This is a genomic window from Ruegeria sp. AI2 (assembly GCF_056541275.1).
Genome location: NZ_JBQFYB010000003.1, coordinates 50330 through 64691, shown reverse-complemented (window position 1 = coordinate 64691; position 14362 = coordinate 50330). Strand labels below are relative to the sequence as shown.

Genomic DNA, 14362 nt, shown 5'->3' with positions numbered 1-14362 from the left:
TTGGATTTTTCAGATCAAACTGCTGATTTCAGCGCGTCGACCAGATCAGTGCGTTCCCAGCTAAAACCGCCATCCGCATCCGGTTCGCGGCCAAAGTGCCCGTAAGCCGCTGTACGCTGGTAGATCGGCTTGTTCAGCTGAAGGTGCTGACGAATGCCGCGGGGTGTCAGATCCATGATCTGACCAACTGCTTTTTCGATCGCCGCATCTGCAACCTGACCCGTGCCATGCGTGTCTGCATAGATCGACAGCGGCTTCGATACGCCAATGGCATAGCTCAACTGAATGGTGCAGCGCTCGGCCATACCGGCGGCTACGACGTTTTTCGCCAGGTAGCGCGCGGCATAGGCCGCCGAACGGTCAACCTTGGTCGGGTCTTTGCCCGAGAAAGCACCGCCACCATGCGGGGCTGCGCCACCATAGGTATCCACGATGATCTTACGACCGGTCAATCCCGCGTCGCCATCCGGCCCGCCAATAACGAATTTGCCGGTCGGGTTGACGTGCCATTCGGTATCAGCCGACAGCCAGCCTTCGGGCAGAGTTTCACGGATATAGGGTTCAACGATGGCGCGGATATCATCCGATGTCAGCGCCTCATCCAGATGCTGCGTCGACAGAACGATCGAGCTGACGCCGACCGGTTTGCCGTTTTGATAAACGACAGACAACTGAGATTTCGCATCCGGCCCCAGTGCAGGCTCGGCGCCGTTCTTGCGCACTTCGGCCAGACGCCGCAGGATTGCGTGCGAATACTGGATCGGCGCAGGCATAAGAGCAGGCGTTTCTGTTGTGGCAAAGCCAAACATGATGCCCTGGTCGCCAGCGCCTTCGTCCTTGTTGTCCGCAGCATCCACGCCCTGCGCGATATGGGCGGATTGTTCGTGCAGAAGGTTCGTCACCTCGACTGTTTCGTGGTGGAACTTGTCCTGCTCATATCCGATGTCTTTCACGCACTCGCGCGCAATTTCGTCGATGCGGCCCATGTAGTCATGCAGTTTGTCCTTGTCCGACAGACCAACTTCGCCACCGATAACGATGCGGTTGGTCGTGGCAAAGGTTTCGCAGGCCACGCGCGCCTCAGGCTCTTCGTTTAGAAATGCATCAAGGACAGCATCCGAGATACGGTCACAGACCTTATCCGGGTGCCCTTCAGAAACGGATTCCGAAGTAAAAGTATAGTTCTGTCGGGACATAAATGTGCTCCATTAAGGTTTCTCCGCCACGCCAGGAAGCCGTTGTGGCAGACCACAGACGCATACGCTTGCCCAAAGTTGGGGTCAATCTCTAATTGCCCGGTTGCCGCGGGTACCAAACAGCGCCATCGCCAGAATAAACAGTAAGACAACAACGATCGGACTGTCCCCGATACGTGCATAAGTCGTGCGACGGTGTGGTTGCGGCAACGCGGCGTCCACATATCCTGCCTCACCCAGAGCCAACGACGCAGTCACCCGACCCAATGGGTCAATCATGGCCGATACACCGGTATTGGCCGAACGGATCATCGGCAAGCCCTGCTCAATTGCCCTCATCCGGGCTTGCACCAGGTGTTGAAACGGTCCCGACCGCGTACCAAACCACGCGTCATTTGTGATCTGCAATAAGAAGTCAGCCCGACCCGGCGCACCATTCACATCTTGCGGGAAAATGGCTTCGTAGCAAATCAGGGGCAATGCGTTTCCAAGCTTGCCGAGGTCCAACAGGGCGGGGCCCGGCCCCGCGCTGAACCCGTGCCCGGTTGTGGCCGCCAGACCACTGACCCCGAAACGCCCCATCAGGTCACCCAAGGGGACGTATTCACCGAAAGGCGCCAAGTGGTGTTTGTCATACAACCCTGCCTGACGCCCGGTTTCATCCAGATAGACCAGCGAGTTGAAGATTCTCGGGCCTTCTGCGCGCTGAATCCCCAATATCACCGGCACACCCTGCGCGGCATCCGCAACAGTTGACAGAAACGGTTGTGCGCTAGCCAACCAAGCTGGAACTGCGGTCTCGGGCCAGACAATCAGGTCGGGTCTGGGAAAAGCCGCGGTATATTCAACCTGACGCGCGAAAAACAAAGGCGCATATGCCGGATCCCATTTTTGGTGCTGAGGGGCATTAGGCTGGACCACGCGAACCAGATGCGAACCGTCCTGAACGACGGGTCGCGTCGACCCATAAGTAATCGCCAGCGCGGCCATCGCGGATGTAAAACCCAGGGTCCGCGCCAAACCGTTCAAGGGTTTATCCTGCGCCAATGCCGCGCCAATTGGGAATGTTGCGGCAAAGGTCAGCGCGTTCAACCCATTTGGCCCAACCAGAGACAGCACCTGAGCCACCGGTGTATCCACCCAGATCTGCGCGACGCCAGCCCATGGAAAGCCGGTCATCACATATCCACGCGCCACCTCGGCCAGGGACAAGACTGCAACTAGTAATATGCCCTGACGAATGGGCGTGGCACCAATTTTTCGCGACAGGCCAAAGGCGGCAGCCCAGAACAAGGCCAGTCCGCCCGCTAAGAACACCAACGCAAACGGGGCCATCCAGGCATGGCGTTCAGCATCCACCTGAAACGGCTCAATGATCCAGCCAAGGGCATGGGCAAAATAGCCGGTCGCGAAGGCCCAGCCGACCCATGCCGCCCGGCTTCGGGTTTCGCTGGCAAGGAAAATTGGCACAATCAGGACCAGAGCCAAAACGGTTGCGCCCCAAAACAGATGAGGCGCCTGACCAAACGCACCTGCCCCGCCAAGGGTGGCAGCGACCAACAATCTCAACGATAATGGCCAGCCCCGTATTGGGGTCATGCAGCAACGTCCGGCAGCATGACGCGCAGCCGTTTGATACGGCGTGGATCGGCTTCGATCACTTCGAATTCCGGGCCCTCTGGGTGAATGACAACCTCACCCCGCGCCGGAACGCGGCCGGAGAGCATAAAGACAAGCCCGCCCAGAGTATCGATTTCCTCTTCGTCGACGTCTTCATGACTGGTCAGAGACCGGCCAATCTCGGCCTCGAAATCTTCGAGCGGCACACGCGCCTGTACCACATAGCATCCGGGCTTTTCCTGCACCCAAAGCTGGTCTTCATCCGCATCGTGCTCGTCAGCGATTTCACCCACGACCTGCTCGATCAGGTCTTCGATCGTCAGCAGACCATCAACGCCGCCATATTCATCAATCACCAATGCCATGTGACGCCGCTCGGTTTGCATCTTGGTCAACAAGACGCCGATTGGCATGGATGGTGGCACGAACAATAGCGTCCGCAGCATAGAAGTCAGATCAAACTTTTTACCCCCACCGTTGAAACCGTGGGTCAGAGCAAAATCCTTGAGGTGAACAAAACCAAGCGGTGTATCCAAGGTTCCCTCATAGACTGGAATCCTCGACATACCACTGCTTCGGAAAACGTCCGCCAGTTCATCTTTTGTGATCGTCGAAGGTACCGAGACGATTTCAGCGGTAGGGATGGCAACATCCTCAACGCGCATCCGGCGCAGGTTAATCATCCCGCGTGGCTGCGCCACAGCCGCGTTTTGTCCGTTCACCGTCTGGTCCGGTTGAGTATCATCGCTCGAAAACACTTCGAGGATACGAGAAAACAAACCGGTTTTCTCTTCCGTTTCAGTACTGCTGTCCTGAGGTTGCGCGCTTTGCGCCGCCCTAGAACTGCCTTCTATTTCGCCCATTACCTTGTTCCAACTGATCGGGTCTTGAACCCACATTATACCTTATATGGGTCATCAATACCCAATTTGCCAAGTATCTTGACCTCAATCCCTTCCATCAAGGTGGCATCGGGGTCACGAATGTGATCATAACCCAGCAAATGCAACGTTCCGTGAACAAGCAAATGGGTCACGTGATCACTCATTGCCTTGTTGGCTTCGGCCGCCTCTCGGGCGCAGGTGTCATAGGAAATCGCAACATCGCCCAGAACAATCTCGCCGGTAAAGTCCGGTTCTGGCAGGCGTGGTGATTGCCCTGGCTCGTCCGGAGCCAGGTTTTCCGCAGGCCAGCTCAGCACATTGGTGGGCGTCGGTTTGCCGCGAAATTCTGCGTTCAGTTCTGAAATCCGCGCATCGTTGCACCCCAGAATACTGACTTCGCACAGCTCCGGGGCCAAACCGCAATGGGTCAGAACGGCGTTAATCGCCTTTTGTGACAAGACCTCAAGATCTTGCCACCTTTCGTCTTCGAAAATGAGATCCAGGGTCATCTTACCGCACAACAGCCTCGTTAACGGGCTATGTGCTCACGTGGTTTCACGGCCCGCATCGGCCTCATACGCCTCGATGATTGCAGCGACAAGCGGGTGGCGCACCACATCTTTCGAAGTGAAGTAGTTGAAACTAATATTCGGGATCGTTTTCAACAACCTCTCGGCGTCCGCCAGACCCGATTGAACGCCACGCGGCAAATCGACCTGTGACCGGTCACCGGTGATGACCATGCGGCTTCCTTCGCCCAGACGGGTCAGAAACATCTTCATCTGCATCGTGGTGGCGTTTTGCGCTTCGTCCAGAACCACAAATGCGTTGGCCAGCGTACGACCGCGCATAAAGGCCAGCGGAGCGATTTCGATTCGTTTCTCTTCGATCAGCTTGGCCAACTGTTTTCCGGGCAGAAAATCGTTCAGCGCGTCATAAAGCGGCTGCATGTAAGGGTCGACCTTGTCCTTCATGTCGCCTGGCAGATAGCCCAGTTTCTCGCCCGCCTCGACCGCCGGACGGCTCAGGATGATTCGATCCACATGTCCGCCGATGAACATCGAAACACCGACCGCCACCGCCAGATAGGTCTTACCCGTCCCCGCCGGGCCAATTCCAAAGGCCAGCTCATTGTTGAACAGTGACTGGACATAGGCTTTCTGGGCGTCGGTGCGCGGCTCAACCAGCTTCTTGCGGGTCTTGATCTCGACAGAACCGCCCTTGAACATCTCAAGCTGATCGCCATCGCGGCTTCCGGTTCCCTGCTCCGAAACACCCATCCGCAACTCGCGATCGACGTCTGCGGCCTCAACCTCGCGCCCACCTTCAAGCCGTGTATACAGCGATTGAAGCACTTCAACCGCCTGTTTCTGAGCATCTTCATCGCCCATAACAACCAACTGATTGCCGCGACGTACAATCTGGACCGAAAGCTTGGTTTCGATCTCGGCCAGATTGCGGTCATATTCACCGCACAGGTCAATCAGCAATCGGTTGTCTGGAAATTCTACGAACGCCTCGTGTTGGGGCATTTCATCTTGCGGTGGGGTCAGGGCACCGATGGCCAATCCGCTCTCCTGTCTTGGCTGTTCACCCCGAGCGTAGACAACAAATCTTGGTAGGCGCAAGCCACAGTTTCAAAAATAAACGCTGAGATGTCATAACAGCCGATTTAACGGTGATCGGTTGCCGATTGGGCGAACATCAGAAGGTATAGTTCAGCCCGAATCTCAAGCCGCTGTATTTTGGTGTGGACTTTGTGGAAAAGCCAGAACTGAACTGGACGTTTTTTGATTGGAATTGGACATATTCATATTCGCCCGTAATCGACCAATTGTCGGACAACTTATGCTCGGCCCCTATGCTTGCCGAATAACCGTTCCGCCGATCTGACGCCGAGAAATTCTGAACCGTCGGGCCCAATGCCAAGCTGTTGGTTGTTTCCACATCGCCCCACAGATATCCGACACTGAAGAAATACAGAATTCGTCCGCTGCGGTTTGTCAGACCATTACGAAATCGGACTGCCAGAACATCCGAAATCTCTGTTCCGCCTTGCACATTGACGCCGCCGATCCGCCTGCTGACAGTGTCGTCCAGGGAACCGAATTCATACCCGACTTCAAAGCCATAGACATAGTCGCGCCCACCGCTAGCAGGTAAAATACCACGCCACCCCCCCCGGAGCCCACCGTATGTCCCCGACAAGTCCTGATCACCGATATCAAACTGCCTGCTGGGCGTTGTCAGGCCAAACCGATCATCCCCGCCGGACCCATACCCGCCTGTAAGTCCCAAGTAAAAAGCGCTGACATCGGTGCTGAATCTTTCCGGGCCTACCACTTCCGGATCGGTTACCTCACCTTTCAAATCTCCGGCCATGGATGCGCCGGCAATCAATGTAACAGCGGCAGTTAGCGTCAGAGTTTTAAACCTGCTCAGGTTCCCAAAGCTCTTGATAGTCGTCACTCGTACCTCCCTCATCCCGTTTTCCGGGACCGGCATATTGCCGATTTGCAGACGCAAATCCTTGCGCCCAAAAAAACCATGGCTCCTCTCGGAGCATAGTTCCAAGCAATAAATCAAGGGTAAATTTTGGAAACAAACACCAACTATGGTGTCCGGGAGGTGTTTACACCGACCTACAACAACTCACCGGCCAGAGAATTCGCCCCCGACTCAGTGATCCGGACTTCTCTCAAGTCACCCGTGGCGATCTCTGGTCCTTTTACGTGCACCGAATGCAAATATTCGGACTTTCCAACCATCTGCCCGGACAAGCGACCCGGTTTTTCGAAAAGAACGCGGACAGTGCGTCCGACCATACCGTCCTGAATCTCTCGCTGATGGCGCGTGATCAAGGCCTGAAGCCGCTGCAACCGTTCATCTGCCGCAGCCGGATCAACCTGCAACCGTTCAGCTGCCGGGGTTCCCGGACGTGTGGAGTATTTGAAGGAATAGGCATAGCCGTATTTGACCTCTTCGACCAAATCCATCGTGGCCCGAAAATCATCTTCGGTCTCTTCTGGGAAACCAACAATGAAGTCCCCCGACATCACGATATCAGGACGCGCCGCACGAATGCGTTCGACCAGCCGCAGATAGCTTTCTGCCGTATGGCTACGGTTCATCCGCTTGAGGATACGGTCCGAACCCGACTGAACCGGCAGGTGCAGATAAGGCATCAGCTTGTCACAGGTGCCATGCGCCTCGATCAGGTCGTCGGCCATGTCGTTTGGGTGCGAGGTGGTAAAGCGGATGCGTTCCAGCCCGTCGACCTTGTTCAGTTCCCAGATCAAACCAGCAAGCGTCATGTCACCATTCGCCCCGGCACCGTGATAGGCGTTGACGTTTTGGCCCAGCAACGTGATCTCGCGTACCCCGCGTTCGACCAGATCATGGGCTTCGCGGATGATGCGATCGGCTGGGCGGCTGACTTCAGCACCGCGTGTATAAGGAACCACGCAGAAGGCGCAGAATTTATCGCAGCCCTCCTGAACAGTCAAAAACGCCGTCGGTCCGCGCTTGGCCTTGGGGCGGTTTTTCAGTTTTTCGAACTTGTCCTCTTCGGGGAAATCCGTGTCCAGCGCCTTTTCGCCCGCTCGGGTCTTTGCCTCCATCTCGGGTAGGCGGTGATAGCTTTGCGGACCGACCACCAGATCAACCAAAGGCTGGCGGCGCATGATCTCTTCGCCTTCCGCCTGAGCGACACAGCCCGCCACGCCGATTTTCAGATCAGGCTTCTCGGCCTTCAGACCCTTGAAGCGCCCCAGTTCGGAATACACTTTCTCTGCCGCTTTCTCACGGATGTGGCAGGTGTTCAGCAGGATCATATCCGCATCTTCGGGGGTCTGGGTTTCAACGTAGCCCTGCCCGCCCAGCGCCTCGGACATGCGTTCGCTGTCATAGACATTCATCTGACAGCCATAGGTCTTGATAAACAGCTTCTTCGGTTCGGACATGAGACGGGCCTTTGCATTCGCTGGACCGGCGTCGTCTATATTCTTCGAACGCCGCTTGCAATGCGGGCGCAATTACCCGAATTTGGCGGAACTTTCCAGCAAGACAAAACTGAAAACAGCCGATGCAATACGATTCCCTCGACCATTTTCTGAAAGCCGGGCAGCCCGCAATGGCGCAATGCCCCGTTGCGATGGTCTTTGCCGAGGATGAGGTCGAGTTGGAAAGTACTCTGCATCACCATCTGAAACTTGGGTTCAAATCCGTTATCGCCTTCATGCCTCAGGAGTTCCGACTGGAGCCCGCGTTGATCGACCGCGTGCATCGGGTCACGTTGAAATGCGTTCCCCGAACGATGGTTTTCGATACCCTGAACAGAATAATTCAGGCCGCACCCGGCATCTGGATGTATTACTGCTATAACGCCGAGTACCTGTTCTTTCCGTTCTGCGAAACGCGCAGCATTGGCGAAATGCTGGCCTTTCACAGCGAAGAACGCCGCAATGCTATGCTGAGCTACGTCATCGACCTTTATGCCGAGGACCTGACCGCTTTTCCCAACGGTGTCGCCCCCGAACAGGCTTTGTTCGACAAAACGGGTTACTATGCCCAATCACGCCGCGACCCTGACGGCCAACCGCTGGACCGCCAGGTGGACCTGTCGGGTGGCTTGCGCTGGCGGTTCGAGGATCACATTCCCTATGAACGCCGTCGCATCGACCGCATCGCCCTGTTAAAGGCGCAAAAGGGCCTGATCCTGAAATCGGACCACACGTTCAATGAGCCGGAATACAATACCTATTCCTGCCCATGGCATCACAACATGACCGCGGCTATTTGTTCCTTCCGCGCCGCGAAGGCGCTCAAAACAAATGCCGGGTCGACTTTTGACATTCCGAATTTTAGCTGGCGCAACTCTGTGCCTTTTGAATGGCACTCGCGGCAGCTGCTGGATCTGGGCCTGATCGAATCAGGCCAATGGTTCTGAAGCGTCTCAGCGCTGAAACAGGACCGGAAACCAGTCTTCGCGAAGACGCTGCCCCGGTGTCATGCCATGGCCGGGAAAAGGTGGAGAGGTTCTGCCTGGACGCTCTACATACCGTGCGTCATCGCCGACTAACCGCAGAGAAAAGGCGCGGCGACGGCTATCCGAGTGGTTACCCCGCGCACCGTGAAGGGTGCGATAATTGAAGGCAACGGCGTCACCGGGGTCCATTTCGAATTCAACGACTTTCATGCCCTCGGCATCTGGGTCCGGCACGGGGATGTACTGCCCTTCATCGGGGAAAAAACCTTCCTCTGAAACCCAGCGGGTTGGCAGCACCTCTTTCTCCCACCGGTGAGAACCTGCGACACAGCGCAACGTCGCCTGCCTGACGGGATCCAGCGGAGACCAGAAGCTGATGGTTTGCTGACCTTCAACGAAGTAATATGGGCCATCCTGATGCCAGGGCGTGGCCATGGATGTCCCGGGCTCTTTTACCAATACGTGGTCGTGAAACACCTGAACACTTTTCGACTGCATCAGGTCCGCTGCGACCTCGGCCGCGGGCGAGTTTTCGATCACCTCACGGAACTGTGGGATGCGGGTCCAGTTGCAGTAATCGTCAAAGAACAGACCCGTTTGACCCTCTTTCTTGTTTTCTGATGCATACGGGCCAGGCTCTACCATATTCGCGGCCACACCCTTCCGCAGTTGATCCACATAGTCTGCAAACAGCCCTTTGATCAGAACGACGCCATCATCCTGATAAGTTATGATCATTTCTTGAGTAACAAGCGGGTGAGGCATCCGGGTCTCCATTCGTTTTCCAATCTTTTGCGTTGAAGATGTGTTCTATTCAAATCATATCTTTCGAAGTTATAATTAACTTCATGTTATATATTTCACTGCGTCAGTACGAATATGTTTGCGCGGTCGGGCGCCACGGCAGCCTGTCCGCAGCCGCACAATACCTGAATGTTTCGCAACCAGCCCTGTCTACAGCCCTGACGCGTGTCGAAGCACATTTGGGTCACCCTCTGTTCATCCGCCGCCGAGGTTCAGCCATGGCGCTGACGCCTCAGGGGCGAAAATTCATCGATCAGGCTGAGGTCCTGCTGAAAGACGCAGCCCAAATCGAGGCATCAGAAACTCCGTCGCCGGGCACGACACGTCTAAGACTGGGGTGTTTTACGGACCTCGCGCCCTTCCTGCTGGCACCCGCCCTGCACCATCTGCGCGATGCTTTTCCAAACATCGCAATCACATACTTTGCTGCGTCCTTTGAAGGGCTGCTGAACAGATTGATTGATGGCCAGATCGATATTGCTATCACCTATGAGCTGACAATGGATGCCGGGTTCACACGAACAAAACTGTTCGACAGTCGACCAAAGGCCCTAATGCCACCGGATCATCTGTTGGCGACAGCGGGCATGGTCTCACTGGCTGACTTGGCTGCTCACCCGTTGATCCTGTCAACAGAAGGCTGGTCAGCCCAACACATCCTCAGTCTCTTCCGGCGCAACGGCCTGCACCCGACTGTCGCGCATAGGGCGGCGTCGATTGAGATCCAGCGCAGTCTTGCCGCCCATGGCGAAGGGATCGGGATCAGTTATACCAGCCCGCTCAGCCCGGTCAGTTATGACAATAAACGTCTTGTCAGTGTTCCGATCAGCAATCAGGACGCAACTGAATCGGTTGTACTTGCGCGCCACGGAACAGGGCCCGCTGACGCAACGATTGATCAGATTGAACGTTTGTTGTTGGCGAGTTTGAAAGGCGGTATTGGCGCTACTTTTTGCGCAGGCGAATGACAACGTCGACCGAGGCAATCTCGACCCCTTCGGGCGCTTCGGGCAGGCGCTGGATCACCAATTGGTCCGATGGCGCGTCACTCAGGCGCGCCTCATCCTCCCAATAAAAATGAGGGTGATCATGCGTATTCGTGTCGAAGTAGCTTTTTGACCCGTCCACGGTGATTTCCTGCAGAACGCCAGCGTCGCAAAACGCGCGCAGGGTATTGTAAACCGTCGCCAGTGAAACAGCGTCGCCATTCGCCTTGGCCGATTCAAACAGGCTCTCGGCGGTGACGTGACGATGCCGGCCATCGCCCACCAGAAGCTCGGCCAACGCCACACGTTGACGCGTCGGACGCAGGCCGGCGTTCACCAGCCAACCCGTTGCTATATCGCCGCTCTGCGGTGTCATTGATCCGATACCCATAGTTACTTCCATTATATATAGGAGCGCATGGTTGGCAATTTCAAATGAAATTCATTCGCAAAGAACGCGGCATACACAACATGATGTGGCCGCTGCTCTTGCAGGACCTTGCAAACGGGTGCTAGACGAGGCCAGATATAACGAACGGACCCACGGCAGGAGAGGCGGCAAGAATGGCCCAGTTCCCAAGCAGTTTTGACAAAGACGATCTGCTGAAATGCGCCCGCGGCGAATTATTTGGCCCCGGCAATGCACAATTGCCCGCCCCGCCAATGCTGATGATGGACCGGATTACCGACATCTCGGAAGACGGTGGCCTGCACGGCAAGGGCCATGTGCTGGCCGAGTTCGATATCACCCCTGAACTTTGGTTCTTTGACTGCCATTTTCCCGGCAACCCAATTATGCCGGGCTGCCTGGGCCTTGACGGTCTATGGCAGCTGACCGGTTTCAACCTTGGTTGGCGCGGATGGCAAGGGCGCGGCATGGCCGTCGGCGTGGGCGAAGTGAAACTGACCGGTATGGTTCGTCCAGACCGCAATATGCTAACGTATAAAATCGATTTCAAGAAAGCGATTCAGACACGTCGCCTGACCATGGGTGTGGCAGATGGAATCGTCGAAGCCGATGGCGAGATGATCTATGATGTCAAAGATATGAAGGTCGTTTTGTCCGAGGCCTGAGCCTGACCGACCCGAAATAAGGAGTGCGCACATGCGTCGAGTAGTCGTCACCGGTCTGGGGGTAGTATCTTCGATCGGGAATAATGCACAAGAGGTTCTGGCCTCGCTCAAAGCAGGCAAGTCCGGGATCGAAGCCAGCGAACAGATGGCGGAACACGGATTTCGCAGTCAGATCGCGGGAACGCTCAAGATTGACGTGGCTGAACACGTGGACAAACGCACCCTACGCTTCATGGGTCCGGGCGCGGCTTACGCTCATATCGCCATGTCTCAGGCCATTGCAGATTCCGGTCTGACCGAGGATCAGGTGGTCAACCCGCGCACAGGTCTGGTGGCTGGGTCTGGCGGCCCGTCGACAAGCGCGATGCTGACCGCGCATCAGACGGTTCTGAGTACCGGTGCAACCAAGCGGATCGGGCCGTTCGCTGTGCCGAAATGCATGTGCTCGACAATCTCGGCAAACCTGGCGACCGCGTTCAAGATCAAGGGTATCAACTATTCGATCACCTCGGCCTGCTCGACTTCGCTGCATTGCATCGGCAACGCGGCCGAACAGATCATGCTGGGTAAACAGGACGTCATGTTTGCTGGCGGCGGCGAAGAACTGGACTGGACGCTTTCGTGCCTGTTCGATGCGATGGGCGCGATGTCGTCGAAATACAATGACACGCCCGACAAAGCCTCGCGCGCGTTTGACGAAAACCGTGACGGGTTTGTGATTTCCGGTGGCGGCGGCATCCTCGTTCTGGAAGAGCTGGAGCACGCGCTGGCCCGCGGCGCAAAGATTTATGCCGAAGTCACCGGCTATGCTGCTACCTCGGATGGCCACGACATGGTGGCCCCTTCGGGTGAAGGCGGTGAGCGCGCGATGCGGCTGGCGCTGGCCACATTGCTCGAAGGTCGCAAAGTCGGCTATATCAATGCACATGGAACCTCGACCCCTGTCGGTGACGTAGGCGAAGTAGAGGCTGTGCGCCGCATCTTCGGTGAAGGCAATGTGCCACCGATTTCTTCGACCAAATCGATGACTGGCCACGCGCAAGGCGCGGCAGGAGCGCTTGAGGCGATCTTCTGCCTGCTCATGCTGGACAATGATTTCATCACGCCGTCGATCAATGTCGACACACTCGCCCAAGGCATCTTGCCCGGTGAAATTGCAACTGAAGTGGTTGAAAACGCAGGACTGGACAGTGTTATGACCAACAGCTTCGGCTTTGGCGGCACCAACGGGTCCATGATTCTGTCTAAGTATAACGGGTGAAAGTGATGTCGGATCTTCTCAAAGGTAAGCGCGGCCTGATCATGGGCGTGGCCAATGACCGCTCAATCGCGTGGGGCATTGCCAAGGCCATGCACGAGGCAGGCGCAGAACTGGCCTTCACCTATCAGGGCGAGGCTTTCGGCAAACGGCTGGAACCTCTCGCTCAAAGTCTGGGCAGCGATTTCATGGTGGATGCCGATGTGACCGACGACGAGGCACTGGACCGCGCCTTTGGTGAACTGGCCCAGCGTTGGCCCACCATCGACTTTGTTGTTCATGCCATTGCGTATTCGGATAAATCCGAGCTGACAGGTCGGTTTCTGAATACCACGCGGGCGAACTTCAAACACTCGATGGACGTGTCGGCCTATTCCTTTATCGAGGTGGCACGCCGCGCCTATCCGATGATGAAGGACAATGGGGGTTCGCTGCTGACGCTGACCTATCAGGGATCAAACCGGGTGGTACCGAACTACAACGTCATGGGTGTTGCCAAGGCGGCGCTGGAATCGGCGACCCGTTATCTGGCCAATGACCTTGGCCCGGATGGTATCCGCGTGAACGCAATCTCACCGGGACCGATGAAAACCCTTGCCGGTGCCGCCATTGGCGGGGCGCGCAGGACATATAAGTTCTGCGATCAGAATGCGCCGATGCGTTCGAATGCCACTCTGGAAGCTGTTGGCGGGACCGCAGTTTACCTGACATCTGATGCGGGAGCCTGCACGTCCGGAGAAATCATCCGCGTTGACGGTGGTTTCCACGTTCTGGGCATGCCGCAACCCGATTTCATGTGACCATATCTTTCCCTGCCGCCGCCAAGATTTCACCATCTTTCGGCGGCAGGACTTCGATATGAGCAAGCTAGATCAAATCATTGCAAACAACGCACGATCAGTGCAAAGCCGGAAAAAGTCCGGTTTCCTCAGCCAGCGGGCCAGAGTGTTGCTGCTCGCGCTGACATCATTGCTGCTGGTGTTTGTCTTTTTCACCCAGCCACAGGTGCGCGCAGCTGTTGAAGCTTTGATCGGCTGAAGTCCGGGCGGGCGTTCCAACCCGAACTATGTCTCAATTGATCGAGACGACTTCAATCTCAAACACCAGATCCTGACCGGCCAACGGATGGTTTCCATCTAGGGTCACAGTCGCTTCGTTGGCGTCCACAACTGTCACAGGTACGGCCTGACCGTCCGGTGTCTGCATCTGCAGTTGAGTGCCCGGATCCAGCGGAATATCCTCGGGAATACCCTCGCGGGGGATTTCCTGACGCATCGCAGGGTTGATCGGGCCGTAGGCGTCGGTACAGGCAATCTCGACCCGTTTCTTGTCACCTGCGGACAAACCAGGCATGGCACTGTCCAGACCGGGAATGATCTGGCCCGATCCTACCACGAACTCCAACGGATCGCGCCCATCCGAACTGTCAAAAACTTTGCCATCCAACAATGTCCCTGTGTAATGGATGCGAATCGTGTCACCTTGCTTGATTTCGGTCATAGTGGCCTCCGGCCGTTTTTAGGGGTTAAGCGGCCAACCCTAGAGATTGACAC

The 14362-nt window shown here is 56.3% G+C and carries 16 protein-coding genes and 1 riboswitch; of the genes, 6 read left to right on the top strand and 10 right to left on the bottom strand.

Going from position 1 to position 14362, the window contains the following annotated elements:
• Nucleotides 1-14 precede the first annotated feature (14 nt).
• From metK to miaB, 7 genes are all read right to left on the bottom strand, one after another.
• Nucleotides 15-1196 carry a methionine adenosyltransferase gene (metK, locus tag ACR0LL_RS09195; protein ID WP_480585991.1) on the bottom strand — a complete coding sequence of 394 codons (1182 nt, stop codon included), beginning with the start codon at nucleotides 1194-1196 and terminating at the stop codon, nucleotides 15-17.
• A gap of 5 nt (nucleotides 1197-1201) precedes the next feature.
• Nucleotides 1202-1250, bottom strand: a riboswitch (SAM-SAH riboswitch).
• A 30-nt stretch (nucleotides 1251-1280) separates the two neighbouring features.
• The gene (lnt, locus tag ACR0LL_RS09190; RefSeq protein ID WP_480585988.1) at nucleotides 1281-2795 is read right to left on the bottom strand and encodes an apolipoprotein N-acyltransferase; all 1515 of its coding nucleotides are present in this window, start codon (nucleotides 2793-2795) and stop codon (nucleotides 1281-1283) included.
• Nucleotides 2792-3679 carry a hemolysin family protein gene (locus ACR0LL_RS09185; protein ID WP_267366995.1) on the bottom strand — a complete coding sequence of 296 codons (888 nt, stop codon included), beginning with the start codon at nucleotides 3677-3679 and terminating at the stop codon, nucleotides 2792-2794. Before ACR0LL_RS09185 ends, lnt begins: the two co-directional genes overlap by 4 nt.
• Nucleotides 3680-3714: 35 nt before the next feature.
• A complete protein-coding gene (gene ybeY, locus ACR0LL_RS09180) occupies nucleotides 3715-4209 on the bottom strand; it encodes an rRNA maturation RNase YbeY (RefSeq protein ID WP_480585985.1) in 495 nt (164 codons plus the stop codon).
• Nucleotides 4210-4245: 36 nt separating this feature from the next.
• Complete coding sequence (locus ACR0LL_RS09175) at nucleotides 4246-5268, bottom strand: PhoH family protein (RefSeq protein ID WP_209505382.1); 1023 nt, start codon at nucleotides 5266-5268, stop codon at nucleotides 4246-4248.
• 136 nt (nucleotides 5269-5404) lie between these two features.
• Nucleotides 5405-6169 (bottom strand): outer membrane protein, encoded by a 765-nt coding sequence (locus ACR0LL_RS09170; protein WP_480585982.1) that lies wholly within the window; start codon nucleotides 6167-6169, stop codon nucleotides 5405-5407.
• 173 nt (nucleotides 6170-6342) lie between these two features.
• Nucleotides 6343-7662 carry a tRNA (N6-isopentenyl adenosine(37)-C2)-methylthiotransferase MiaB gene (gene miaB, locus ACR0LL_RS09165; RefSeq protein ID WP_480585979.1) on the bottom strand — a complete coding sequence of 440 codons (1320 nt, stop codon included), beginning with the start codon at nucleotides 7660-7662 and terminating at the stop codon, nucleotides 6343-6345.
• Nucleotides 7663-7784: 122 nt separating this feature from the next.
• Between miaB and ACR0LL_RS09160 the strand changes: the two genes are divergently transcribed.
• Nucleotides 7785-8648: a hypothetical protein gene (locus tag ACR0LL_RS09160; RefSeq protein WP_480585976.1), complete on the top strand. Its 864-nt coding sequence runs from the start codon at nucleotides 7785-7787 to the stop codon at nucleotides 8646-8648.
• Between the two features lie 6 nt (nucleotides 8649-8654).
• Here ACR0LL_RS09160 and ACR0LL_RS09155 read toward each other — a convergent pair whose 3' ends face one another.
• Nucleotides 8655-9452 (bottom strand): phytanoyl-CoA dioxygenase family protein, encoded by a 798-nt coding sequence (locus ACR0LL_RS09155; RefSeq protein ID WP_480585974.1) that lies wholly within the window; start codon nucleotides 9450-9452, stop codon nucleotides 8655-8657.
• An 83-nt stretch (nucleotides 9453-9535) separates the two neighbouring features.
• Between ACR0LL_RS09155 and ACR0LL_RS09150 the strand changes: the two genes are divergently transcribed.
• Nucleotides 9536-10459 (top strand): LysR family transcriptional regulator, encoded by a 924-nt coding sequence (locus tag ACR0LL_RS09150; RefSeq protein ID WP_480585972.1) that lies wholly within the window; start codon nucleotides 9536-9538, stop codon nucleotides 10457-10459.
• Here ACR0LL_RS09150 and irrA read toward each other — a convergent pair.
• Nucleotides 10437-10853 (bottom strand): iron response transcriptional regulator IrrA, encoded by a 417-nt coding sequence (irrA, locus tag ACR0LL_RS09145; protein ID WP_267366106.1) that lies wholly within the window; start codon nucleotides 10851-10853, stop codon nucleotides 10437-10439. The genes ACR0LL_RS09150 and irrA overlap by 23 nt on opposite strands.
• A 188-nt stretch (nucleotides 10854-11041) precedes the next feature.
• On the opposite strand from irrA, the gene fabA reads away from it, so the two are divergent.
• Genes fabA through ACR0LL_RS09125 form a run of 4 tightly spaced genes read left to right on the top strand, consistent with a single transcriptional unit; the run spans nucleotide 11042 to nucleotide 13847 of the window.
• Complete coding sequence (gene fabA / locus ACR0LL_RS09140; protein ID WP_480585969.1) at nucleotides 11042-11551, top strand: bifunctional 3-hydroxydecanoyl-ACP dehydratase/trans-2-decenoyl-ACP isomerase; 510 nt, start codon at nucleotides 11042-11044, stop codon at nucleotides 11549-11551.
• Nucleotides 11552-11582: 31 nt separating this feature from the next.
• The gene (fabB, locus tag ACR0LL_RS09135; RefSeq protein WP_480585966.1) at nucleotides 11583-12812 is read left to right on the top strand and encodes a beta-ketoacyl-ACP synthase I; all 1230 of its coding nucleotides are present in this window, start codon (nucleotides 11583-11585) and stop codon (nucleotides 12810-12812) included.
• 5 nt (nucleotides 12813-12817) lie between these two features.
• Nucleotides 12818-13609, top strand: a complete 792-nt coding sequence (locus tag ACR0LL_RS09130; protein WP_480585963.1) for an enoyl-ACP reductase FabI — start codon at nucleotides 12818-12820, stop codon at nucleotides 13607-13609.
• Nucleotides 13610-13667: 58 nt separating this feature from the next.
• Nucleotides 13668-13847: a hypothetical protein gene (locus ACR0LL_RS09125; protein ID WP_267366102.1), complete on the top strand. Its 180-nt coding sequence runs from the start codon at nucleotides 13668-13670 to the stop codon at nucleotides 13845-13847.
• Nucleotides 13848-13880: 33 nt separating this feature from the next.
• Here ACR0LL_RS09125 and ACR0LL_RS09120 read toward each other — a convergent pair whose 3' ends face one another.
• Nucleotides 13881-14309, bottom strand: coding sequence for an FKBP-type peptidyl-prolyl cis-trans isomerase (locus tag ACR0LL_RS09120; RefSeq protein WP_267366103.1), 429 nt, complete (start codon nucleotides 14307-14309; stop codon nucleotides 13881-13883).
• Between the last annotated feature and the right edge of the window lie 53 nt (nucleotides 14310-14362).

Coding starts and splice junctions, on each gene's coding strand:
- metK (WP_480585991.1), bottom strand. CDS start 1,196: ATGTCCCGACAGAACTATACTTTTACTTCGGAATCCGTTTCTGAAGGG.
- lnt (WP_480585988.1), bottom strand. CDS start 2,795: ATGACCCCAATACGGGGCTGGCCATTATCGTTGAGATTGTTGGTCGCT.
- ACR0LL_RS09185 (WP_267366995.1), bottom strand. CDS start 3,679: ATGGGCGAAATAGAAGGCAGTTCTAGGGCGGCGCAAAGCGCGCAACCT.
- ybeY (WP_480585985.1), bottom strand. CDS start 4,209: ATGACCCTGGATCTCATTTTCGAAGACGAAAGGTGGCAAGATCTTGAG.
- miaB (WP_480585979.1), bottom strand. CDS start 7,662: ATGTCCGAACCGAAGAAGCTGTTTATCAAGACCTATGGCTGTCAGATG.
- ACR0LL_RS09160 (WP_480585976.1), top strand. CDS start 7,785: ATGCAATACGATTCCCTCGACCATTTTCTGAAAGCCGGGCAGCCCGCA.
- ACR0LL_RS09155 (WP_480585974.1), bottom strand. CDS start 9,452: ATGCCTCACCCGCTTGTTACTCAAGAAATGATCATAACTTATCAGGAT.
- ACR0LL_RS09150 (WP_480585972.1), top strand. CDS start 9,536: ATGTTATATATTTCACTGCGTCAGTACGAATATGTTTGCGCGGTCGGG.
- irrA (WP_267366106.1), bottom strand. CDS start 10,853: ATGACACCGCAGAGCGGCGATATAGCAACGGGTTGGCTGGTGAACGCC.
- fabA (WP_480585969.1), top strand. CDS start 11,042: ATGGCCCAGTTCCCAAGCAGTTTTGACAAAGACGATCTGCTGAAATGC.
- fabB (WP_480585966.1), top strand. CDS start 11,583: ATGCGTCGAGTAGTCGTCACCGGTCTGGGGGTAGTATCTTCGATCGGG.
- ACR0LL_RS09130 (WP_480585963.1), top strand. CDS start 12,818: ATGTCGGATCTTCTCAAAGGTAAGCGCGGCCTGATCATGGGCGTGGCC.
- ACR0LL_RS09125 (WP_267366102.1), top strand. CDS start 13,668: ATGAGCAAGCTAGATCAAATCATTGCAAACAACGCACGATCAGTGCAA.
- ACR0LL_RS09120 (WP_267366103.1), bottom strand. CDS start 14,309: ATGACCGAAATCAAGCAAGGTGACACGATTCGCATCCATTACACAGGG.